This window comes from Hyphococcus flavus, assembly GCF_028748065.1.
Classification (GTDB): Bacteria; Pseudomonadota; Alphaproteobacteria; order Caulobacterales; family Parvularculaceae; genus Hyphococcus; species Hyphococcus flavus.
Genome location: NZ_CP118166.1, coordinates 2493583 through 2514706 on the forward strand (window position 1 = coordinate 2493583; position 21124 = coordinate 2514706).

Here is a 21124-nt window from a genome sequence, read left to right on the forward strand (position 1 = left end):
TTCAGTCGCCTTCGAACGCCGGCTTTTCCTTGGCGGCGAAAGCGTCATAGGCACGGAGGAAGTCTTTCGTTTGCATGCAGATGGCCTGCGCCTGTGCTTCGGCCTCTATCGCCATGTCGATGCTCATGCTCCATTCCATGTTTAGCTGATTCTTCGTAATCCCGTTGGCGAAAGTCGGCCCCGCCGCCAGCTTCGCAGCCATTTTCATGGCGTGGGCCTCCAGTTCTTCTGCTGGCATAACCGCATTGAAAAAGCCCCAATCGAGCCCTTCCTGCGCGCTGAAACTGCGCCCGAAAAACAATACCTCGCTGGCGCGGCCGTGGCCAATGATGCGCGGGAGTATTGCGCACGCGCCCATATCGCAACCCGCAAGACCCACCCGGTTGAATAGGAAGGCCGTCTTAGTTTCTGGTGCGGCGTAACGAATGTCTGACGCCATTGAGATAATTGCGCCGGCGCCAACGCTCACGCCGTCGACAGCGGCGATAATAGGCTGTGGACAGGTGCGCATGGCTTTGACCAGATCGCCCGTCATGCGGGTAAAGTCGAGAAGACCCGACATGTTTTTTTTCGTTAGCGGACCGATGATGTCGTGAACATCGCCGCCGGAACAAAAGTTACCGCCTTCACTACCGAACACGACAACTTTGACCTCTTTTACATACACAAGCTCGCGAAACATGTCGCGTAGCTCGGCGTAGGACTCAAAGGTGAGGGGGTTTTTGCGTTCAGGTCGGTTCAGCGCCACGCGCGCGACACCATCCTGAAAGGACCAGAGAAAATGTTTGGGAGAGAACGTTTCGGGGTTCATCTTGCGCCCTTATCTATGTGCGTTGGTTTCTGTATCACCGCATGGTCTCACCGCCGTCAATGGCGATCGCTTGTCCATTGACCGTGCGCCCTGATTCACTGGCGAGCCATAGCGCCGCGTCAGCGATTTCATCGGGCTCAATCAGGCGTCCCATAGGCTGGTCTTTTAACAGCGCCGCAGCGGCTTCCTCCGTTGAGCGTCCCGTTTTTTCAACAATGTTTCGCACCGACGCTTTAAACATTGGCGTATCTGTAAAGCCCGGACAAATCGCATTTACTGTGACGCCGGTTTTGGCCAATTCCAACGCCAGCGCTTTGACCAAGCCTAACACGCCATGTTTTGAAGCAGTGTACGCGGAGGCATATGGATAAGCGCGTAAAGACGCTGTTGATGCGATGACTATAATCCGGCCCCATTTGTTTTTCACCATGGCCGGCGCAAAAGAGCGCGCGCTTAAAAAGACGCCCGTCAGATTCGTTGCGACGAGACGATTCCAGTCTTCAAGAGACGTCTTCAGAGCTGGTTTTGTATGCGCGATGCCTGCATTTGCGATAAGAATATCTACGGGGCCGACTTCCTTTACAGCGTTTACCGTGGATGTTTCATCAGCAACGTTAACGACCGCATAAGGAAAGCCCGAACTTTTTAGCCGTTCTTCATTGCGGCCGCCTATGGTCACATCATACTCAGCTTTGGAAAAGCTTTGCGCTATTGACAGTCCGATGCCTGAGCCTCCACCTGTGATGAATATTCTTTTGTTTCGCTTGTTCATCGATATTTTTGACCAAAGTTCAATCTAGTTTTTCAGTTTATATCGCTGCAGTTTTCCCGTATGGGTTTTCGGTAATTCGGCGACGAATTCAATCTCACGAGGATATTTATAAGGTGCAATGGTTTCTTTCACATGCGCCTGGAGTTCAAGCTTCTTCTCCTCACTTGCTTCTTTCTTTGTATCCAGCACCACAAAGGCCTTGCAAATTTGTCCACGCTCGACATCCTGAATGCCGATAACAGCTGTCTCGACGACATCAGGGTGAGAAAGGAGCGCGTTTTCAACTTCCGGCGCCGCAATGTTGTATCCTGATGATATGATCATGTCGTCGGCGCGCGATACATACCAGAAATAACCGTCTTTGTCCTGATGAAATAGGTCGCCAGTCAGATTCCATCCGTCTTTGACGTAGTTGGCCTGCCGTTCATCGGCGAGGTAGCGGCAGCCGGTGGGACCCCGCACAGCAAGCCGGCCTACTTCTCCATGGGGAACCGGGTTCATATCGTCATCGACGATTTGTGCCTGATATCCCGGAACAGCACGGCCGGTTGAACCGGGTTTGATGTCGCCGCCTGCGGCGGAAATAAAGATGTGGATCATCTCCGTCGCGCCGATGCCGTCGATCGGTCTGATACCCGTGAGTTCATGCCAGCCGTCCGACGTCGCCTGTGGTAAATGCTCGCCGGCAGAGACGCAGGTGTGCAACGATTTAAAATGCGTTGCGGGCAGGCTCATCATGCCGCGATAAGCGGTGGGGGCCGTGAATAACGTTGTCACGTGATGGCGTTCTATGGCGTCTAGCAAGGGCTCAACGCCGGACCCGCTGGTGAGCGCCGTCGCCGCGCCGCAGGCCGCGGGAAAGACGACTGATGCGCCAAGGCCGAATGTGAAAGCGAAAGGCGGCGTGCCGCAAAACACATCATCCGCCTTCGGCTGTACGATACGGCGTGAGAAAGTTTCTGCCATGGCGAGAACATCGCGATGAAAATGAACGCAACCCTTCGGCATGCCTGTTGTACCCGAAGTGAATGCGATCAGCGCCGGGTCGTCGCCTGCTGTGGCGACAGGTTCGACAAAGTCTTTGGCCGCCTCAAGTTTACGTTCAAGTATCCCGTCATTGAATCTTTGCTTCTGGTGCATAAACGCAGAGCTGTTCGCGGCTGCATCAAATACGTCTTCAAGGCGCGCATCGATAAAGGCATGGCTGATTTCCGCTTTATCGATGATAGTCTCAAGTTCTGTAGCGCGTAAGAGCGGCATGGTAGTGACGGCGACGCCGCCAGCGCGCAACACGCCCCACCATATCGCCAGTAACATCGGCGAGTTTGGCCCGTGAATTAGGACACGATTGCCAGGAACGAAATTCATTCTCGTTGAAAGAAAGTCAGCAACTCGACTGACCTGGGCTAGTAGCTCGTTGTAGCTCCATCTCCCGCTCTCCCATAAGACTGCATCTTTTGCTCCGTTACCAGAAGCAACGGCCTGGTCGAGAAGAACAGATGCATTAAGTTTTTCAGGAAACTGCAGTTCAGGAATTTCGAACAGGAAATCCGGTAAAAGTGACGACTCAGGAAGATTCTCACGTACGAATGTATCCTGGTGCGCCGTCAGAGGTTTTTTCATTGTGCTATTGTGCGTTGCGAAAAGGTTGGCCGATATTCATTATAGTTAGCGAACAATGACATGTTCGCTGATGTTTTTCGAGAGTGGTAAATTTAGGTAAATACGACGGGGCCGACTATGAGCATGGATGCGGAAAGCTTTGAATTATTGCTGACAACAGCTCGGCGTTTTGTCGAGGAACGTCTACGCCCGCTTGAGGGAGAAGTTGATCGCACTGATTCGATGCCGACGGAAATTGTCGACGAAATGCGCGAACTCGGCCTGTTCGGGCTCACTATCAGCGAAGACTATGGCGGCCTCGGTCTTAACATGGAGGAAGAGTGCCGATTCGTTTTTGAAATGGGGCGCGCTTCGCCAGCGTTTCGTTCCGTTTTCGGCACTAATCTCGGCATCGGGTCGCAGGCGATTGTCTTTGGCGGCACAGATGAGCAGAAACAGCATTACCTGCCGAAGCTTGCGGCCGGTGAAATCATCGGCTCCTTCGCCCTGACCGAACCTGATGTGGGCTCAGATGCGATCGCCGTGCAGACAAAAGCGATAAAAGACGGCGACGACTATATCATTAACGGCGTCAAACGTTACATCACCAACGCGCCACGTGCCCACCTCTTTACACTTATGGCGCGCACGGCGCCAGAGCGTAAAGCCGATTCCATCTCCTGTTTTCTGGTCGGCGCAGATACGCCCGGCATCAAACTTGGCAAGCCTGACAAGAAAATGGGACAGCACGGCACGACTACATGCGACGTCATTTTCGATGACTGCCGCGTACCGTCTTCGGCTTTGTTGGGAGGTGTTGAAGGTAATGGCTTTCGCACAGCCATGAAGGTGCTCGACAAAGGACGATTACATATTTCTGCTTTGTGCGTTGGCGTTGCAGGCCGCCTGATCGAAGAAATGGTTTCGTTTTCGACAAACCGGAAACAATTCGAGCAGAAAGTGTCGGAGTTTCAATTGATACAGGCGATGATAGCGGACAGCCAAACGGAAATGCTGGCGGCTAAGTCCCTGGTTCTTGAAACGGCGCGCAAAAGGGACGCCGGTGAAAATGTGGTGATGGATGTGGCCGCGACAAAACTCTTTGCGTCTGAAATGGTCGGCCGCGTCGCGGACCGCGCAGTTCAAGTCCATGGCGGCGCAGGTTATATCTCCGAATACGCTGTCGAACGACTGTATCGCGACGTTCGCTTGTTCCGGATTTACGAAGGCACATCGCAAATACAGCAGCTTATTGTGGCAAGAGAGATAATTAAAAAGTTGTCATAGGTAATGATTAAGGTCGGCGATACGAGTTCTAAAGAGCGCCGAGTATGGTTTCCGCCGCCATCTCCGCCAACTCGTCGCGTGTGATACCGCCTTTTGCTTTAAACCATGTATGCGTCCAGTTGAGCATGCCGAAAAAAAGCATCGTTTTCGCGCTGAGGCGCGCTTTGTTTTTTGCCAGTTCAGGTTTGGCCGCGCCAATTAGGCTTTCAACATGGGCGATAATCCTGCGCTGCTTTGACTTAATATCGGTTTGGTTTTCTGCGGGCAGTGATGAAAGTTCGTAAAGCAATACTTTCTGCCGGTCAGCAGCGCCAACATAGTGCTGCAACAATTCTTTCGTGAGTGCGTGAATTTCTTGTTGAGGGTTGCCTAGTATGCCGTTGCGTGTTTCGGTAACGCCCAGCAAATCATCGATATGCTCTTTCATGACATCGAATAGAATCGCTTCTTTCGACGCGTAGTAATGATAAATCAGCGATTTTGAGACTGCACACCGTTCAGCAAGATCGGAAACGGATGCGCCAGCGAAGCCTTTCTCAGCAAAAAGTTTTGCGGCGGCGTCGGTTATCGCTTCTCGCTTCGCGTCATAGTCAGCAGCCTGGGTGCGCGCCATCTTACTTCCTCAAGTCCCGAATGCGCAATGCTTTGCCTAAAGAGCGCGCGAGCCCTTCCGGCGGCGCGATTTCGATGGTGGCGGTAACGCCGATGATAGTTTTGATATGATGTTTCAACTCTTTTACGGCTGCCGCCATATCTGTTTCTGCAGCGCCTTCCCGGCGTTCGACCAGAACTTTAAGCTCGTCCATGCGGTCGGGCCGCGATACTTCCAAAAGGTAATGAGGCGATAGCGCGGGCACTTTCAAAATTTGCTCTTCAATCTGCGACGGGAACACATTGACGCCGCGGATAATCAACATATCGTCATTTCGGCCTGTTACTTTTTCCATCCTTCGCATCGTGCGAGCTGTGCCGGGAAGCAGCCGCGTTAAGTCTCGCGTGCGGTAGCGAATGATCGGCATTGCTTCCTTCGTGAGTGACGTAAAGACAAGTTCTCCTTTTTCGCCGTCCGGGAGAACCGCGCTGGTTTCAGGGTCGATGACCTCGGGATAGAAATGATCTTCCCAGATGGTCAATCCGTCTTTCGTCTCGACGCATTCATTGGCTACGCCCGGCCCGATGACTTCCGAAAGACCATAAATATCGACGGCGTCAATACCAAAGGCTTCTTCGATTTCGCGGCGCATGGCTTCAGTCCAGGGCTCCGCGCCGAAGATGCCTATTTTAAGCGAGCTCTTGCGCGGATCGGCGCCTTGTCGGCGGAATTCATCGAGGATCGCCAGCATGTAGCTGGGCGTCACCATGATAATTTCCGGCTCGAAGTCGCGGATCAACTGCACCTGTTTTTCAGTCTGACCACTGCTCACGGGGATGACGGTGCAACCGAGCGCTTCCGCCCCGTAATGCGCGCCAAGCCCGCCGGTGAATAATCCGTAGCCATAGGAGACATGCACTTTCATGCCGGGACGCCCGCCGGCGGCGCGAATAGAACGTGCGACGACGGAACTCCATGTTTCGATGTCGCGTTTTGTGTACCCTACGACAGTCGGCTTGCCGGTGGTGCCGGAAGAGGCATGAATGCGAACAACGTCTTCTCGCGGAACCGCAAAGAAGCCGAACGGATAATTTTCCCGCAAATGATCTTTTGTTGTAAACGGAAACTTTGCGAGGTCTGCAAACGATTTCAAATCGGCCGGCGTTACGCCCGCTTTGTCGAATACGAGTTTATAATGCGGCGTGTTTTGATAGGCGTGCGAAAGCGTTGTCTGCAAGCGCTCAAGCTGCAGCGCGGCGAGGGCGTCGCGAGAAAGCTTTTCGCCGTCATCTAGCAGGGACGTGTAACCGGGCGCTGCCATCGCCTAGATCGCATTCATGGTGAGGAGCGTATAGGTGGCGACGGCTTCATCATTCTGGTTCGTAACGAGAACATCCCATCTGACTTCGCCATATTCATCATTGCGTTTTTTCTTGGACTTCGCGGTGAGGCGTACTTTAATCGCATCGCCGGGCGAGGCGGGTGTTAAGAAGCGCAATTCATCAAGGCCGTAATTGGCGAGCACGGGGCCCGGCGCCGGGTCGACGAAGAGGCCCGCGGCGAAGGAAAGAATAAGATAGCCGTGGGCGACGCGGCCAGGGAAGAATGGGTTAGCTTGCGCGGCTTCTTCGTCCATATGGGCGTAGAAATTATCGCCAGTGAAATCGGCGAAATGTTCGATGTCATGGAGGCTGATGGTGCGCGGCTCAGTGACGATGGTCTTGCCGATTTCAAGCTCGCCGAATTTGTACCGGAAGGGATGCGGGGCTTTATCTTCGACGCTCGCGTCTTTCACCCAGGAATTAGTGACGCTAGCAAGAATCTCGGGCGAACCCTGTACGGCGGTGCGCTGCATATAGTGTTTGACGCCGCGCACGCCGCCAAGTTCTTCACCGCCGCCGGCGCGTCCCGGCCCGCCATGCACCAGCATTGGCAAGGGCGAACCGTGCCCGGTGGATTCCTTGGCGCTGTCGCGATTGATGATGGCGATGCGTCCGTGAAACGCGCCGCTGTTCGCCACGACTTCCCGCGCGATCAAGGGATCATAAGTAAAGAGTGACATGACGAGCGAGCCGCCTCCGCGATTGCAAAGATTGACCGCATCCTCGAAATCCGCGTAAGGCATCAAGGTTGAAACCGGGCCGAACGCTTCGACCTCATGCACAGCCTTTGCTTCTCTTGGGCTGTCGCAGCGCAGGAGCACCGGGGAAACAAAGGCGCCTTGTTGTGCATCGTCGCCGATGATCGAGGCTGTCGCCGGATCGCCGAAAACGATCGTCGCTTCACCTACGAGCGCCGAGACTTTCTCGCGCACGTCGTCCCGTTGCGATTGGGAGACGAGGGCGCCCATACGCACGTCTTCCAATGACGGATCGCCAAGCGTTGTTTTGGCGAGTTTTTCTGAAATCGCTTTTTCCGCCGCGTCCATCAGCGTCGCCGGAACCAGCGCGCGGCGAATGGCCGTACACTTCTGACCGGCTTTCACGGTCATTTCCCTCACGACTTCTTTGACAAAAAGCTCGAATTCCGGGCTGTCCTCTGTAGCGTCAGGCCCCAGCATGGAGGCGTTGAGGGAATCCTGCTCGGCCACAAAGCGCACGCTTTCGCGGATGATCGCCGGATGGGCTTTCAGCTTCGATGCGGTGGAAGCGGAACCCGTAAAGGAAACCACATCCTGACCGTTCAGATGGTCGAGCAGATCTCCCGTTGAACCAACAATGAGCTGTACGGCGCCGTCGGGCAGAAGGCCGGCTTCGATCAGCATACGGAAAGCGGCTTCAGCAAGGTATGCGGTTGCTGTCGCGGGTTTGACGATGGCTGGCATGCCGGCGATCAGCGTAGGCGCCAATTTTTCCATCATGCCCCAAACGGGAAAGTTGAAGGCGTTAATATGCACGGCGACACCCCGACGCGATGTGTAAACATGCTGCGCCATGAACGTCCCGTTCTTTGAAATCTGCTCTACCGGCCCGTCGAGAATTATTGTATCGTCGGGGAGTTCGCGTTTTGACTTTGAAGCGACTCCTAAAAACGTACCGGCGCCGCCGTCTATATCGATCCAGCCATCTTTGCGCGTCGCGCCGGTGTGATGATTGAGGGCATAAAGCTCTTCCTTACGCTCCATCACGGCAAGGCCGAGCGCCTTCACCATTGCGGCGCGTTCCATGAACGTCATCTTGCGTAAAGCGGGCCCGCCGATATCTCGCGCATATTCCGTCATGGCGTTGAAATCGAGTCCGCCCGAGCCGGTTTTGGCGATAGTTTCGCCAGTGACCGCTGAAGGAATGGAAACAAGGTTTCCTTTGCCTTCTTTCCACTCTCCAAGCGCGTAGTTTTTTAAAGTTATAACGGACATTCCGGGTCTCCCTAAATTCCTTGACTTGCCGGTTTTTTCTAGTGACCTTTGAATTCCGGCTTGCGCTTGTTCATGAAGGCGTCGACGCCTTCGCGGTAGTCGTCAGACCGGCCAAGCTCGCGCATCTTGTCGCGTTCAAGGTCGAGTTGTTCGTCGAGCCGACGCATGAAGGCGGTGCGGATCAGTTTTTTCGTTTCCGCAAGCCCGCGTGTCGGCGCGGAGGCGAATTTCTTGACAAGCGCGTCCGTTTCCGTGGCGAGCGATTCATCTTCAATACACTTCCAGATCAGGCCCCAGTCCGCGGCAGTTTCAGCCGGAAGCGGATCGCCTGTGAGCGCAAGACCAAGCGCCCTGGCTTGTCCAGCAAGCCTTGGCAGCGCCCATGAACCGCCGCTATCGGGCACAAGGCCGATATTGGCGAAAGACATCACAAATTTCGCTGACTTCGCTGCAAGCACAATATCGCATGCAAAAGCAATGCTGGTGCCGGCGCCAGCTGCAACACCGTTGACGGCGCAAACGACTGGCATGGGCAAAGACGTCAGTCGGCGAATTAACGGATTGTAGCGCTTTTCGACAGACTCCCCGAGATCAACTGCATCGCTTCCCGGCGCGACAGCGCGATCGGAAAGGTCCTGCCCCGCGCAGAAACCACGCCCAGCGCCTGTAAGTAGAAGCGTTCGCACTGCTTTATTATTTTCGATTTCGTCCAACGCCGCTTGCACTTCTTCGTGCATCTGGATGTTAAAGCTGTTCAGGCGATCCGGACGGTTGAGCGTTAATCGCGCTGCGCCATTGGAAATTTCAAGGAGGATTGTTTCAAAAGCCATAGAGGTTTTCGCCTTACGGCGCTCCTTCACTGGGTTTGTCATCTGTTTGGATTGCGCAACTAACGCGGACACTATAATTGAATGATCGGTCGGTCAATTATGAGAGCGGATGAGCGGTAATGAAGGCAAATGCGGACGATGATGAGTTGGCACGAAAAATTGCTGAACGACTTCATTCCAGGGAAGGCACATCAAAGGCGTGGGACGTTAAACTGGAAGAGGCCGGCGCCGGCTGGTCGCGTTGTTCCATGCGCTTGCGGAAGGATATGTTGAATGGGCATGGCACGGCCCATGGCGGAATGATCTTCGCACTTGCGGATACGGCTTTTGCCTGGGCTTGTAATTCCCGAAATGTAGTTACGTTTGCACAGCATGCGTCAATTTCATTTTTGTCACCAGGCAAGCTCGGAGAAAGACTAACCGCTGAAGCACGCAAGGACGCCACTGAAGGTCGCACAGGCATTTACACCGTAAAAGTTACTGGTGATGACGGGCGTGCGGTTGCAATCTTTCAAGGATTATCTCGCACCGCAGGCGGGCTTGTAATCGAAGAGGAGAAATAAGAATGGCTGATGCATTTATCTGTGATGGCGTAAGAACGCCCATTGGCCGTTATGGCGGGGCGCTGGCCGCCGTACGGGCAGATGATCTGGCGGCAATTCCTCTCCGTGCGCTGATGGAACGGAATAAGAAAGTCGACTGGGCTGCTCTCGATGACGTTATCCTTGGTTGCGCCAATCAGGCAGGTGAAGACAACCGCAATGTAGCGCGTATGGCTGCGCTGCTATCAGGCCTTGGTGAGACGGCGCCCGGCGCGACAGTGAACCGGCTTTGCGGTTCCGGCATGGATGCGATCACTATTGCTGCTCGGGCGATCAAGGCCGGTGAGGCGGAATTCATTATCGCCGGCGGCGTTGAATCGATGTCGCGCGCGCCCTTCGTGATGGGCAAGGCGGAAACGGCGTTTTCGCGCAATGCAGAAGTCTTTGACACAACAATCGGCTGGCGGTTCGTCAACCCGGTGCTGAAGGCGCAATACGGCATCGATTCCATGCCGGAAACGGCTGAGAATGTTGCTGAAGACTTTGGAGTTTTGCGCGAAGATCAGGATGCATTCGCACTGCGTTCACAACAACGCGCAGCGAAAGCGCAAGCAAACGGAAGGCTCGCCAAAGAAATCGTTTCCGTTGAAGTTCCGCAGCGCAAAGGCGAGCCGAAGATCGTCGATCGCGATGAACATCCACGTGAAACGACTTTGGAAAAGCTCAGCGCATTAAAACCGTTCGTTAAAAAGGATGGCGTCATTACGGCTGGCAATGCTTCTGGCGTCAATGACGGTGCGGCGGCCGTGATTGTGGCTTCGGAAGATGCGGTCAAGAAATACGGTTTAACCCCACGAGCCCGTTTTATCACCGGCGCTGTGGTCGGCGTTTCACCCCGCATTATGGGCATTGGCCCAGCCCCAGCGTCAAAGGCTGCGTTGGCAAAGGCTGCTCTTTCCGTGAACGACATGGACATTATTGAAATTAATGAAGCATTCGCCTCGCAGTCGCTTGCGACCTTGCGCGAACTCGGGCTGCCTGATGATGCGGAACACGTGAACCCCAATGGCGGCGCCATCGCCCTTGGTCACCCGCTTGGCATGTCCGGCGCGCGTCTCGTTCTGACGGCAACGGAGGAACTGCACCAGCGCGGCGGCAAATACGCGCTAGCCGCCATGTGCATCGGCGTCGGACAGGGGATTGCGTCCATCATCGAGAAAGTGTGATCATAGGCGTCAGGGAGGACGCCATGCGCACTATCTTATCCACCGGCTTTATTTTCTTGATTTCAGTCCTTGCAACCGCATCATTTGCGCAAGGGCCGAGCGGCTACTTCGAAATTTACAATGAGCCGACAAACGTCAATCTTGGCGGGCGATGGGTTGTCGCCGATATTGCGCTTTACGCCGATACGCCTAAGACAAATGAATTAAGCGTTGCGCTGGTCACCGACGTTACAAAATTTATCGATGAAACGGAACGCGATCTAGAAAACTGGGTGGCGACCAATCAGGAAAGATGCGGCGAACGCTGGGGCGCGGGCGAGCCGCAAATTTCGTTTCCTGAAAATGCGATCCGTTTTGTTCTCGATCTCGAATATGAGCGCTGGAGCTGCGGTCTGTTCGGGCGTGGCGAACCGGGGCGCGTTGGGCGCACGGCAGGGCGAATAGACATCACGCTTGATCCTTACATCGAGGACGGCAAGCTGCAGGCGCGGTTAGCGGATTTTAGAGTTGAAGAACGCGAAGGCGTTGCGCGGTACCTGCCGCTGGAAACCGTGGCGCGTAATGTCATCAATTCTGAAATCGCCAAATTGGATAAGAACCGAAAATTCTATCGCGCGCCAAATCCGTTCTTTACCGAAGGCTTTGAATATCAATCGATAGAAGCAGTGAAGTTTGAAGATGACCGCGTTGTCATCACTGCCCGGTATCGGGCCGAAGGCGGCCTTGCGAAACTCGACCGGCTTGTCGAAGCGATAGGGGACGAGGGCGTCACGCAAGAACGATAAGGCTCAAAACCGCTCCTATTCTATTGATAAACGGTCTCTGACCTTTCGATCAGAGACCGCCATCGCGCTTATAAACGTTCCCTTTTTACAGCACGCCTCATTGAGGCGCGCTTTGATTTACAGGCGCTACAGGGAACTTTGCTACGATCTGTCCCGATCGAAACGGTCAAGGTTCATGACTTTGGTCCAGGCGTCGACGAAGTCATTGACGAATTTCTGTTCGCCGTCATCGAAAGCATAAACCTCGGCGACCGCGCGAAGTTCCGCATTCGAACCAAAGACAAGATCGGCTTCCGTCGCCGTCCATTTCAATTCATTGGACTGCCGGTCCCGGCCTTCATAGACGTAATCATTGCCGGAAGATGGCGCCCATGTTGTCGACATGTCCATCAGGTTGACGAAAAAGTCGTTGCTGAGTTCGCCAGGCGCATCGGTAAAGACGCCGTGTTCGGTGCCGTCAGCATTCGCGCCGAGAGCGCGCATGCCGCCGACAAGCGCCGTCATTTCAGGCACGGTCAAACTCAACAAGTCAGCACGCTCGACCAGTGACTCTGACGGAGACTTGACGGCATCGCTCCCATAATAGTTGCGGAAACCGTCAGCCGATGGTTCAAGCACGTCGAATGCTTCCGCATCGGTCATCTCCTGTGACGCGTCAGTACGCCCTGGCGTGAACGGCACGGTGATGTTGTGGCCGGCGTCTTGCGCCGCCTTTTCGATCGCCGCCGCGCCGCCGAGAACAATCACATCAGCGAACGAAACTCGTTTGCCGCCGGTTTGCGCCTCGTTGAACGCGGTCTGAACGCCTTCCAGGGTTTCCAGCGCCGCCGCAAGCTCACCTGGATTATTCACCGCCCAATCTTTTTGCGGCGCCAGCCGGATGCGCGCGCCATTGGCGCCGCCGCGCATATCCGTATCCCGGAACGAAGCGGCGGAAGCCCATGCTGTGCGCACCAGTTCCGATACGGACAGACCAGAGTTCAGGATATCCGATTTTAGCGATGCAATATCGGCATTGTTGATCAGCGGATGGTCGACTGCCGGAACCGGGTCCTGCCAAATCAAAGATTCGCTCGGAACATCGGCGCCAATATAACGGGCGCTCGGTCCCATATCGCGGTGGGTCAGTTTGAACCATGCGCGGGCGAACGCATCCTCGAACTCTTCCGGGTTCTCCAGCCAGCGTTCGGTGATTTCCCGGTATTTAGGGTCTTCCTTAAGCGCGAGATCTGTTGTGAACATGATCGGCGCGTGCCGAACGTCAGGCAAGTGCGCGTCGGGCACAAGGTTCGCCGCGGCTTCTTCTGTCGGTATCCATTGTGTTGCGCCAGCCGGGCTCTTTGTTTGTTTCCACTCAAATGCATAAAGGTTTGACAAGTACTGGTGAGTCCATTCCGCCGGACTTGATGTCCATGCGCCTTCAAGGCCGCTCGTGATTGTGTCTTCGGCGTTGCCTTTGCCGCATTTGTTATTCCAGCCGACGCCTTGCTGTTCGATGCCTTCAGCGGCCGGTTCAGCGCCCACGCAATCTTCCGGGCTGCGTGCGCCGTGGGCCTTGCCGAATGTGTGCCCGCCGGCGATGAGCGCGACGGTTTCCTCGTCATTCATCGCCATGCGCCCGAAGGTTTCGCGAATACGTTCCGCCGCCGCAAGGGGATCCGGGTTTCCGCCCGGGCCTTCGGGGTTCACATAGATGAGACCCATTTGCGAAGCGCCGAGCGGTTTTTCGAGCGGGCCGTTATTGCCGCCGTGACGGTCGCGGCCAAGCATTTCCGCTTCCGGGCCCCAATAAACGAGTTCGGCCTGCCAGTCGTCCTCTCGTCCGCCGGCGAAACCAAAGGTTTCAAAACCCATGGACTCGAGTGCGACATTACCGGTTAGCACCATCAGGTCGGCCCATGAAATCTTCTCGCCGTATTTCTTTTTAACCGGCCATAATAAACGCCGCGCCTTGTCCAGGTTAGCGTTGTCAGGCCAACTGTTCAGCGGTTCGAAGCGTTGTTGGCCGCCGCCTGCACCGCCGCGTCCGTCAATGGTGCGATAGGTGCCTGCGCTGTGCCAGGCCATGCGAATGAAAAACGGCCCGTAATGTCCGTAATCGGCTGGCCACCAATCCTGCGAGTCTGTCATCAAGGCTTCGATATCGGCTTTCACTGCGTCAAGATCGAGGCTTGCGAACTCTTCGGCGTAATTGAAATCTTCGCCGAGCGGATTCGACATGGCTTCGTTCTGGCGAAGCTGGCTTAGATCGAGCTGCTCCGGCCACCAGAATGAATTCGGTTTTGCTTTGCCGGCTGCGATCTGCCGATCGGCGGATTCGGCCTGCATCGCTTTCTGTTCGTTTGTAGCCGGTTGTGTCTCTACTGGCGCCGCTTCAGACTGTTCGTTTTGCACAGGGTTTTGCGTTTCGGATGTGCTTTGCGTTTCAGATGTATTGTCCCCTTGCGAACAAGCGGCGATCCCGAGAGCGAATAGGCCGCAAGTCATCAGCAGAGCAGGTTTCGAAATACGTGTCATGCTTTCCTTCCCATGTTGTTTGACCGGTGAATTTCAGGTGACGCAATTGTGGTTTCGCCAGTTCGGCGATCCCGATACTGAATTCAGAACACTTGTCGCTGTAGCTCGTTCGAGCGATTGCAGCTTTTGATTGGCAAAAAGTACCTGTGCTCACGCTATCCGTAAAACAGATAAGTTTGATAATCTGTATTGAATAAATAGATTTCAGCAGCGGCAATAAGGTCTTCCCGACGCGGATCTGTCGATCCTGCCCGCCGGCCAATGCTGGCAAACGAATAAGTTCTTGTTAGGCGAACATGCATCATCGTCACCGTCTTTCATCTGAAAGCGAATGCTAAGGTGGAGAGGTTGCGCGAGACGCAAAACTTCCTTCTCAAATGTAGAATGCGGAGGCTTTGCGCCTCGCGCGCGGCTTTTACAGCGTCACCAATCGATTGCGGCCGGCGCGTTTGCTGCGAAGCAGTTCCCGCGTATCGTCCGGCGACTCGATTGCAGTGACCGGCCGGGACTAAGCCGACGTCCGATCCTTCGCCCGCATGGATTACATGCGTTTGTGATAGCGAAGGCGCCGACCGCCCGCGCGCCGCGATCCGGATCGAAAGGGAACGGCAGGCCTTCCGCCTCTCCATATCCGGACTGCCGCGCAGTATACGGGCGCTGGAACAGTGGGGGATAACCCCGCTCAAGTTGGACGGGGTTGCGTCCACTTTGCGGGGAAAACTTCCTGCACGCTTTGTGAACCGCAACGTCAGGCGGAGGTTTGCGATGTCAATTCTGCTTTAGCGTGCGTCGATGTTGCGCGCGGCGTGACAGTTTACCGGCGCCGACAGATTTAGCCATTAGGCTACGTCTGATCATACTGCGCCGTCTTTATTTTCGCCGGAATACAGCGTGCGCCTGATGATCATGGGAGTCGCCACTGTGGTGACAATAGCCACGATCACAACAGCTGAAAACAGGCTTTCGACTTCAGGCGGCGCCGGTTCCGGCCTTGAAAACAGATTTGCTTCCAACGCAATATTCGCGACAATGAGTTCGACAGCGCCGCGTGCGCTCATCGCCCCGCCAATCGCTGCCGATTGACGCTTGTTAAAGCCGGAAAAATAAGAAACGACGCCAGCGCCGGCGAATTTGCCAATAAACGCCGCCACGATCAACGTAAAGAGGAGAAGCGGCGCTGCGGTAACGGCCGATAAATCCAAATGAAGGCCAATCGTCGCAAAAAAGATTGGCGCAAGAAAGCCTGTCGTTAATCCGCGAATTTTTTTGTCGACATCTGCGTGCGTCTCATTATCCACAATCCTTCGGTTAAAGAACAGTCCCGCGACAAAGGCTCCGATAATAAAGTGAAGTTCTAGAAATTCGGCCAAAAGAGAGTATCCGAGCGCAGTGGCGACAAGGCCACTGAACTCCAACTCTTCCACTTGTATGCGCATCAACCAGCGCCCGATGATTGGAAATATAAAAAAGCCCATCGCGCCGGTAATGATGAAGAAAAGCGTGACTTTGCCTGCGAGGATTCCCATGGCTGTGACGCTCGGCGCCTCGCCCTGATTAATGACTGCGACCAGAACGGCAAGCAGCAAGAGACTCAAAACATCATCAAAGACAGCCGCTGAAACGATTGTTCGCCCGACAGGCGTGTTGAGCAAATCAAGATCCATCAAAACTTTGACGGCGACGGGAACGGCTGTGATGGCCAGCGCTGTGCCAATAAACAGCGATTGAGCCAGGCGAAAATCGGACTCTGGAATGAAAGTCCACCCCAGCCCAAAACCCAGGGCGAGCGGTACTAAAAAACCGGCGAGTGCGATAACGAACGCCTTACCCGATGTTTTGGCTAAATCACGCGGCCTTAATTCTACACCGGCCAGCAGCATCAGGAAAAAGATGCCCAAATCCGCGATGCCTTTTAAAACCTCATTGTCAGGCAAGCCCGATAAAACCGGAAATGATCCGGAAAATTGACTGATCAGTATGCCAAGGAAAACGCCGCCCAGAATTTCGCCGACGAGCGGCGGTTGTCCTGCGCGTTGAGCGAAAACGCCGCAAACGCGCGTGACCACAAGCAGAACCAAAAGGATATAAATCAGATTCATGATGAACTTAATTTTCTTTTCGGGCAGTGATTTGACGCTAAACGCCAATGTTCAGCCGATCATGTGTTCTTCAAGGGCTGGCTCTTAAAGCCTTTCCAGATGATTTTCCTGAGGCCATCCGTTTCGCGCCGCCGAGTGGCGCAGTTCAGCGGGGGAGGTATTCATTGACTGACCGGTCGGTTTATCATATATGAGCATGATAAGGCCGAATTCAGCGGAAAGTCTGGAAATTCGGGTGGTTCGTCATGGGAAAATGACTAGGGTTGCCGCATATTTCCGCTGACTGTTGGAATGGAGGCATCATGTACGCGCAGGAAGTCAAATCGACGGGCAAGGGCGTTCGTTCCCTTGACGAGATGGCGCCTGAAGAGCGCGCCTTTCAGGAAAAGATCGACGCCGACATAAAAATTGAACCGAAGGAATGGATGCCGGAAGGGTATCGCAAGACGTTGATCCGGCAGATCTCCCAACATGCGCATTCGGAAATCGTTGGCCAGCTTCCAGAAGGCAACTGGATTACGCGCGCGCCCACCCTGGACCGCAAAGCCATCCTGCTTGCAAAAGTGCAGGATGAGGCGGGCCATGGGCTCTATCTTTATTGTGCTGCGGAAACGCTCGGCATCTCACGTGATCAGATGACGGAGCAATTGCTGTCAGGCAAGGCGAAATATTCGTCGATCTTCAATTATCCGACGCTTACCTGGGCGGACATCGGCGCTATTGGCTGGCTTGTCGACGGTGCAGCGATCATGAATCAGGTGCCGATCCAGCGCTGTTCCTTTGGTCCATATTCGCGCGCGATGATCCGCGTTTGCAAAGAAGAAAGCTTTCACCAGCGCCAAGGCTACGACATCATGATGAAGCTGGTGAAAGGCACGGACGCGCAAAAGGAAATGGCGCAGGACGCACTCAATCGCTGGTGGCACCCGGCGCTGATGATGTTCGGCCCCCCGGATGCGGAGTCAGTGCACTCGGCGCAGTCCATGGCGTGGAAGATCAAGATGAACACTAATGACGAACTGCGCCAGAAATTCGTCGATGAAACCGTTCCGCAAGCAGACTATCTGGGCCTTAAGGTTCCCGATCCAGACCTGAAATGGAATGAGGAGCGCGGTCACTACGATTTTGGCGAGATCGACTGGAATGAATTTTACGAAGTGCTGAAAGGCAATGGCCCGTGCAACGCCGAGCGTATGGCGGCGCGCCAGAAAGCCTGGAATGACGGCGCCTGGTTCCGCGACGGGCTGATGGCGCACGCGAAAAAGCGTGAAGCGCGCAAAATGGCGGCGGAATAAAGGATTACGACAATGTCAAATGAGTGGCCGCTTTGGGAAGTTTTCATTCGCGGGCAGCATGGGCTGTCGCACCGGCATGTTGGATCGCTGCATGCGCCCGACGCCGAAATGGCGATCAACAATGCGCGCGATGTTTACACGCGCCGTAACGAAGGCGTGTCGATCTGGGTCGTAAAGTCGAAAGATATTGAGGCGTCGGCGCCCGGCGATAAGGAACCGCTCTACGAGCCGTCAAATTCGAAGGTGTATCGTCACCCGACCTTCTTCGATATTCCTGAAGAAGTCGGGAAAATGTGATGTCTACGGACGTTCAAACCGATACCGCGCTTTTTGAACTGGCGCTGCGCATGGGGGATAATACCCTCATCCTGGGGCAACAGGTTTCCGCCTGGTGCGGTCATGCGCCGATCCTTGAAGAAGACATCGCGCTCGCCAATACGGCGCTCGATCTGATCGGCCAGACGAAGTTGTGGCTTGCGCTCGCGGGCGAGATTGAAGGGAAGGGGCGCTCTGCTGACGATCTTGCGTTCTTGCGCGACGCGCGTGCATTCCGGAACGTGCTTCTGGTGGAACAGCCGAATGGCGATTTCGGCCAGACATTGATGCGTCAGTACTTGTTTGACGCATGGCACCTGCCGATGTTGACGGCGCTGAAAAATTCAATCGAAACCCGTGTCGCCGATATCGCGGAAAAATCCGCCAAGGAAGCCGCGTATCATCTGGAGCGATCAGAAGACCTGATCATACGCCTTGGCGACGGCAGCGATGAAAGCCATACGCGAATGCAGAACGCGCTTGACGCGCTATGGCCGTTCGCTGGCGAGCTGACGCAACCCGATGCGATTGATGACGAACTGGCGCAGCGCGGACTTGCCCCTGACCTTGCCGACATCAAAACGCGCCACGAAGAGCGCATGCGTGCGGCGCTGAAAGAAGCGACATTGCAAGTTCCCGAGGCCGCTATTCGAAAAGGCGGCAAACAGGGAATGCACTCCGAAGGGCTCGGATATCTGCTTTCGGATATGCAGTGGCTGCAGCGCGCTTATCCGGGCGCTGAGTGGTGATCAGCATGGCCGAAGCGAACGTTGAGCCTTCCATCGATGAGGTCTGGCGCTGGCTGGAAGACGTGCCGGACCCTGAAATCCCGGTCGTCTCCGTCGTCGATCTCGGCATTGTCCGCGATGCGGCCTGGGAGAGAGATGAATTGGTGGTTACGGTGACGCCGACTTATTCCGGCTGTCCGGCGACGGCGGTTATCTCTTTTGAAATCGAGGAATCTCTCCGCCGCAAGGGCGTTGAAAAAATCCGTATAAAGACGCAATTGTCGCCCGCCTGGACGACGGATTGGATCACCGGTGAGGCGCGTGAAAAACTGCGCCAATACGGCATCGCCCCGCCGGTTGGCGAGGCGAGCTGCGCCGGCGCCCTCAAAGCTTCCGGTCCTGTCGCGTGTCCTCATTGCGGTTCTGAAAACACCAGCGAGGTCAGCCGCTTCGGCTCGACGCCGTGCAAGGCGAGCTGGCGCTGTAACGACTGTCTCGAACCATTCGATTATTTCAAGAGCTTCTAAATGGCACAGTTTTATCCGCTGCGTGTTGCTGAGATCAAACGCGATACAAAAGACTCCGTTATTTTAACGCTTGAAGCGCCGGAGGATGCAAGCAGCGAATTTCAATTCATTCAGGGACAATATCTCACCTTTCGCCGCGTGTTCGATGGCGAAGAAATGCGGCGCTCCTATTCGATCTGCGCGGGCGTCAATGACGGCGAGCTGCGGGTCGGGATCAAGCGCGTTGACGGCGGCTGGTTTTCGACGTTCGCCAATGAAGAGTTGAATATCGGCGATACGCTCGAAGCGATGAAACCCATGGGTAACTTTCATGCGCCGTTGAAACCAGCCGAAGGCCGGGCCTATCTCGGCTTTGCCGGCGGTTCCGGTATTACACCGATGATCAGCCTGATCAAAACAGTACTGGAAGCCGAACCCAAGTCGACATTCACGCTTGCTTACGGCAACCGGTCAACGACAGCGATCATGTTTCGTGAAGAGCTGGAAGACCTTAAGAATATATATATGGGCCGCCTCAACATCGTGCATGTGCTCGAAAGCGAGGCGGCTGAGATTGAGCTTTTTTCCGGTCGTCTTGACCGCGAGAAATGCGACCAGCTTTTTTCAAGATGGATTGATGTTAAGGGCGCAGACCTCGCCTTCATTTGCGGGCCGGAACCGATGATGCTTGCAGTTTCCGATGCGCTCAAAGCGCACGGGATGGCGGAGAATGCGATTAAATTCGAACTCTTCTCCAGCGCCCAGCCGGGCAAGGCGCGCAAACGCAAAGTCTCAGCCGAAGCTGCAGCGGGTGATGCAAAATGTTCCGCGACGATTATTATGGATGGTGCGGCGCGCCAGTTCGACATGAAAAAAGAAACGCAAACCGTGCTTGATGCGGCGCGGGCGCAAAATATCGACGCGCCGTTCGCGTGCAAGGCGGGCGTTTGCTCCACCTGCCGCGCCAAACTGATCGAAGGCGAAGTGGACATGGAAGCAAACTACGCGCTTGAAGACTACGAAGTCGAGCGCGGCTACATTCTGACCTGCCAAAGCTATCCCAGAACCGATAAGGTTGTTGTGGATTACGATCAATAGGAACCGTCATGACTGACGAGACGGACATTCAGGGCTACCTCGCGAAAGGCGGCAAGCTTTCTGCGCCTGACAATGCGCCGCCGCGTTATCGCGCCGAACTTTTACGCATGATGGCGAGCTTTGTGGATTCCGAACTCGCCGGCGCTGCCGGTTTTGCGGACCTCATCAATGAAGGACCGGGCATCAAGGAAAAGATCGCCGCGTCACGCATTGTCATGGAAAAGATCGATCATGCGGAACGTGTTTTGAACATTATGGGCGCGTTCGGCGTGAATACTTCGCGCTACATGAACGTGCACCCATGGGCGGCGCGGGTCGGGCGAGATGAGGAACTGGGCGCCGAACGCCGTGACGGCGATATGCGGCTGAACGTGTTTCACTATCCGCTTTCAGGATGGACCGATGCGGTGGTGATGAATGTATTGATGGGGCGCGCGACAGTCATTCAGTTGACGGAGCTGTCACATTGTTCCTATCAGCCGCTCGGCGAGGCGTTCGGTGATATTCTGCCCCGCGAGCGCCGCCATGCGGAGCTGGGCGAGGAGGGCGTCGTCAAAATCATCTCGGCAAACCCGAATGAGAAAGCCAATGTTATCGCGTCGGCCGATTATTGGCGTCCGCGCGTTGCCGATACATTCGGGGGGGAGCAATCGTCGCGCTTTGACTTGCTGCGCAGTTTCGGCTTGCGTCATCAAAACAATGAAGACTTAAGGCTGAAATGGGCGGGCGAAGTTGATGCATTTTTCGCGAAACTCTAACGCTGA

The 21124-nt window shown here is 55.0% G+C and carries 19 protein-coding genes; 10 read left to right on the forward strand and 9 right to left on the reverse strand.

Annotated elements, in window-relative coordinates; all coding sequences use genetic code 11:
* Window position 1 precedes the first annotated feature (1 nt).
* Genes PUV54_RS11965 through PUV54_RS11975 form a run of 3 tightly spaced genes read right to left on the reverse strand, consistent with a single transcriptional unit; the run spans window position 2 to window position 3206 of the window.
* On the reverse strand, window positions 2–811 hold the full coding sequence (locus tag PUV54_RS11965; protein ID WP_274492481.1) for an enoyl-CoA hydratase family protein: 810 nt from the start codon (window positions 809–811) through the stop codon (window positions 2–4).
* 34 nt (window positions 812–845) lie between these two features.
* Window positions 846–1583 (reverse strand): SDR family NAD(P)-dependent oxidoreductase, encoded by a 738-nt coding sequence (locus tag PUV54_RS11970; RefSeq protein WP_274492482.1) that lies wholly within the window; start codon window positions 1581–1583, stop codon window positions 846–848.
* 24 nt (window positions 1584–1607) lie between these two features.
* Window positions 1608–3206 carry an AMP-binding protein gene (locus PUV54_RS11975; protein ID WP_274492483.1) on the reverse strand — a complete coding sequence of 533 codons (1599 nt, stop codon included), beginning with the start codon at window positions 3204–3206 and terminating at the stop codon, window positions 1608–1610.
* A 117-nt stretch (window positions 3207–3323) separates the two neighbouring features.
* On the opposite strand from PUV54_RS11975, the gene PUV54_RS11980 reads away from it, so the two are divergent.
* Entirely contained in the window at window positions 3324–4472 is a 1149-nt protein-coding gene (locus tag PUV54_RS11980) for an acyl-CoA dehydrogenase family protein (RefSeq protein WP_274492484.1), read from the forward strand.
* A 28-nt stretch (window positions 4473–4500) separates the two neighbouring features.
* On the opposite strand, the gene PUV54_RS11985 is transcribed toward PUV54_RS11980, so the two are convergent.
* Genes PUV54_RS11985 through paaG form a run of 4 tightly spaced genes read right to left on the reverse strand, consistent with a single transcriptional unit; the run spans window position 4501 to window position 9249 of the window.
* Complete coding sequence (locus PUV54_RS11985; RefSeq protein ID WP_274492485.1) at window positions 4501–5085, reverse strand: TetR/AcrR family transcriptional regulator; 585 nt, start codon at window positions 5083–5085, stop codon at window positions 4501–4503.
* 1 nt (window position 5086) lies between these two features.
* Complete coding sequence (paaK, locus tag PUV54_RS11990) at window positions 5087–6385, reverse strand: phenylacetate--CoA ligase PaaK (protein ID WP_274492486.1); 1299 nt, start codon at window positions 6383–6385, stop codon at window positions 5087–5089.
* A 3-nt stretch (window positions 6386–6388) separates the two neighbouring features.
* The gene (gene paaZ / locus PUV54_RS11995) at window positions 6389–8419 is read right to left on the reverse strand and encodes a phenylacetic acid degradation bifunctional protein PaaZ (RefSeq protein WP_274492487.1); all 2031 of its coding nucleotides are present in this window, start codon (window positions 8417–8419) and stop codon (window positions 6389–6391) included.
* Window positions 8420–8457: 38 nt separating this feature from the next.
* Window positions 8458–9249: a 2-(1,2-epoxy-1,2-dihydrophenyl)acetyl-CoA isomerase PaaG gene (gene paaG / locus PUV54_RS12000; RefSeq protein ID WP_274492488.1), complete on the reverse strand. Its 792-nt coding sequence runs from the start codon at window positions 9247–9249 to the stop codon at window positions 8458–8460.
* A 119-nt stretch (window positions 9250–9368) separates the two neighbouring features.
* Between paaG and paaI the strand changes: the two genes are divergently transcribed.
* Genes paaI through PUV54_RS12015 form a run of 3 tightly spaced genes read left to right on the forward strand, consistent with a single transcriptional unit; the run spans window position 9369 to window position 11802 of the window.
* Window positions 9369–9812 carry a hydroxyphenylacetyl-CoA thioesterase PaaI gene (paaI, locus tag PUV54_RS12005; RefSeq protein WP_274492490.1) on the forward strand — a complete coding sequence of 148 codons (444 nt, stop codon included), beginning with the start codon at window positions 9369–9371 and terminating at the stop codon, window positions 9810–9812.
* 2 nt (window positions 9813–9814) lie between these two features.
* Window positions 9815–11017 (forward strand): 3-oxoadipyl-CoA thiolase, encoded by a 1203-nt coding sequence (gene pcaF / locus PUV54_RS12010; RefSeq protein WP_274492491.1) that lies wholly within the window; start codon window positions 9815–9817, stop codon window positions 11015–11017.
* A gap of 23 nt (window positions 11018–11040) precedes the next feature.
* Window positions 11041–11802 carry a hypothetical protein gene (locus tag PUV54_RS12015; protein WP_274492492.1) on the forward strand — a complete coding sequence of 254 codons (762 nt, stop codon included), beginning with the start codon at window positions 11041–11043 and terminating at the stop codon, window positions 11800–11802.
* 141 nt (window positions 11803–11943) lie between these two features.
* Here the strand turns inward: PUV54_RS12015 and katG are convergent, their stop codons facing one another.
* The gene (gene katG, locus PUV54_RS12020) at window positions 11944–14130 is read right to left on the reverse strand and encodes a catalase/peroxidase HPI (RefSeq protein WP_420797961.1); all 2187 of its coding nucleotides are present in this window, start codon (window positions 14128–14130) and stop codon (window positions 11944–11946) included.
* A gap of 1043 nt (window positions 14131–15173) precedes the next feature.
* Window positions 15174–16418 carry a cation:proton antiporter gene (locus PUV54_RS12025; RefSeq protein WP_274492494.1) on the reverse strand — a complete coding sequence of 415 codons (1245 nt, stop codon included), beginning with the start codon at window positions 16416–16418 and terminating at the stop codon, window positions 15174–15176.
* Window positions 16419–16720: 302 nt separating this feature from the next.
* Here PUV54_RS12025 and paaA point away from each other — a divergent pair, with 302 nt between their 5' ends.
* Genes paaA through PUV54_RS12055 form a run of 6 tightly spaced genes read left to right on the forward strand, consistent with a single transcriptional unit; the run spans window position 16721 to window position 21118 of the window.
* Complete coding sequence (gene paaA, locus PUV54_RS12030; RefSeq protein ID WP_274492495.1) at window positions 16721–17713, forward strand: 1,2-phenylacetyl-CoA epoxidase subunit PaaA; 993 nt, start codon at window positions 16721–16723, stop codon at window positions 17711–17713.
* 12 nt (window positions 17714–17725) lie between these two features.
* Window positions 17726–18010, forward strand: coding sequence for a 1,2-phenylacetyl-CoA epoxidase subunit PaaB (gene paaB / locus PUV54_RS12035; protein WP_274492496.1), 285 nt, complete (start codon window positions 17726–17728; stop codon window positions 18008–18010).
* On the forward strand, window positions 18010–18777 hold the full coding sequence (gene paaC / locus PUV54_RS12040) for a 1,2-phenylacetyl-CoA epoxidase subunit PaaC (protein ID WP_274492497.1): 768 nt from the start codon (window positions 18010–18012) through the stop codon (window positions 18775–18777). Before paaB ends, paaC begins: the two co-directional genes overlap by 1 nt.
* Window positions 18778–18782: 5 nt before the next feature.
* Window positions 18783–19283 carry a 1,2-phenylacetyl-CoA epoxidase subunit PaaD gene (paaD, locus tag PUV54_RS12045; protein WP_274492498.1) on the forward strand — a complete coding sequence of 167 codons (501 nt, stop codon included), beginning with the start codon at window positions 18783–18785 and terminating at the stop codon, window positions 19281–19283.
* Window positions 19284–20360, forward strand: coding sequence for a 1,2-phenylacetyl-CoA epoxidase subunit PaaE (gene paaE, locus PUV54_RS12050; protein WP_274492499.1), 1077 nt, complete (start codon window positions 19284–19286; stop codon window positions 20358–20360). It begins immediately after the preceding gene.
* An 8-nt stretch (window positions 20361–20368) separates the two neighbouring features.
* Entirely contained in the window at window positions 20369–21118 is a 750-nt protein-coding gene (locus tag PUV54_RS12055; RefSeq protein WP_274492500.1) for a Phenylacetic acid catabolic protein, read from the forward strand.
* Window positions 21119–21124 lie beyond the last annotated feature (6 nt).

Coding starts and splice junctions, on each gene's coding strand:
- PUV54_RS11965 (WP_274492481.1), bottom strand. CDS start 811: ATGAACCCCGAAACGTTCTCTCCCAAACATTTTCTCTGGTCCTTTCAG.
- PUV54_RS11970 (WP_274492482.1), bottom strand. CDS start 1,583: ATGAACAAGCGAAACAAAAGAATATTCATCACAGGTGGAGGCTCAGGC.
- PUV54_RS11975 (WP_274492483.1), bottom strand. CDS start 3,206: ATGAAAAAACCTCTGACGGCGCACCAGGATACATTCGTACGTGAGAAT.
- PUV54_RS11980 (WP_274492484.1), top strand. CDS start 3,324: ATGAGCATGGATGCGGAAAGCTTTGAATTATTGCTGACAACAGCTCGG.
- PUV54_RS11985 (WP_274492485.1), bottom strand. CDS start 5,085: ATGGCGCGCACCCAGGCTGCTGACTATGACGCGAAGCGAGAAGCGATA.
- paaK (WP_274492486.1), bottom strand. CDS start 6,385: ATGGCAGCGCCCGGTTACACGTCCCTGCTAGATGACGGCGAAAAGCTT.
- paaZ (WP_274492487.1), bottom strand. CDS start 8,419: ATGTCCGTTATAACTTTAAAAAACTACGCGCTTGGAGAGTGGAAAGAA.
- paaG (WP_274492488.1), bottom strand. CDS start 9,249: ATGGCTTTTGAAACAATCCTCCTTGAAATTTCCAATGGCGCAGCGCGA.
- paaI (WP_274492490.1), top strand. CDS start 9,369: ATGAAGGCAAATGCGGACGATGATGAGTTGGCACGAAAAATTGCTGAA.
- pcaF (WP_274492491.1), top strand. CDS start 9,815: ATGGCTGATGCATTTATCTGTGATGGCGTAAGAACGCCCATTGGCCGT.
- PUV54_RS12015 (WP_274492492.1), top strand. CDS start 11,041: ATGCGCACTATCTTATCCACCGGCTTTATTTTCTTGATTTCAGTCCTT.
- katG (WP_420797961.1), bottom strand. CDS start 14,130: ATGCAGGCCGAATCCGCCGATCGGCAGATCGCAGCCGGCAAAGCAAAA.
- PUV54_RS12025 (WP_274492494.1), bottom strand. CDS start 16,418: ATGAATCTGATTTATATCCTTTTGGTTCTGCTTGTGGTCACGCGCGTT.
- paaA (WP_274492495.1), top strand. CDS start 16,721: ATGTACGCGCAGGAAGTCAAATCGACGGGCAAGGGCGTTCGTTCCCTT.
- paaB (WP_274492496.1), top strand. CDS start 17,726: ATGTCAAATGAGTGGCCGCTTTGGGAAGTTTTCATTCGCGGGCAGCAT.
- paaC (WP_274492497.1), top strand. CDS start 18,010: ATGTCTACGGACGTTCAAACCGATACCGCGCTTTTTGAACTGGCGCTG.
- paaD (WP_274492498.1), top strand. CDS start 18,783: ATGGCCGAAGCGAACGTTGAGCCTTCCATCGATGAGGTCTGGCGCTGG.
- paaE (WP_274492499.1), top strand. CDS start 19,284: ATGGCACAGTTTTATCCGCTGCGTGTTGCTGAGATCAAACGCGATACA.
- PUV54_RS12055 (WP_274492500.1), top strand. CDS start 20,369: ATGACTGACGAGACGGACATTCAGGGCTACCTCGCGAAAGGCGGCAAG.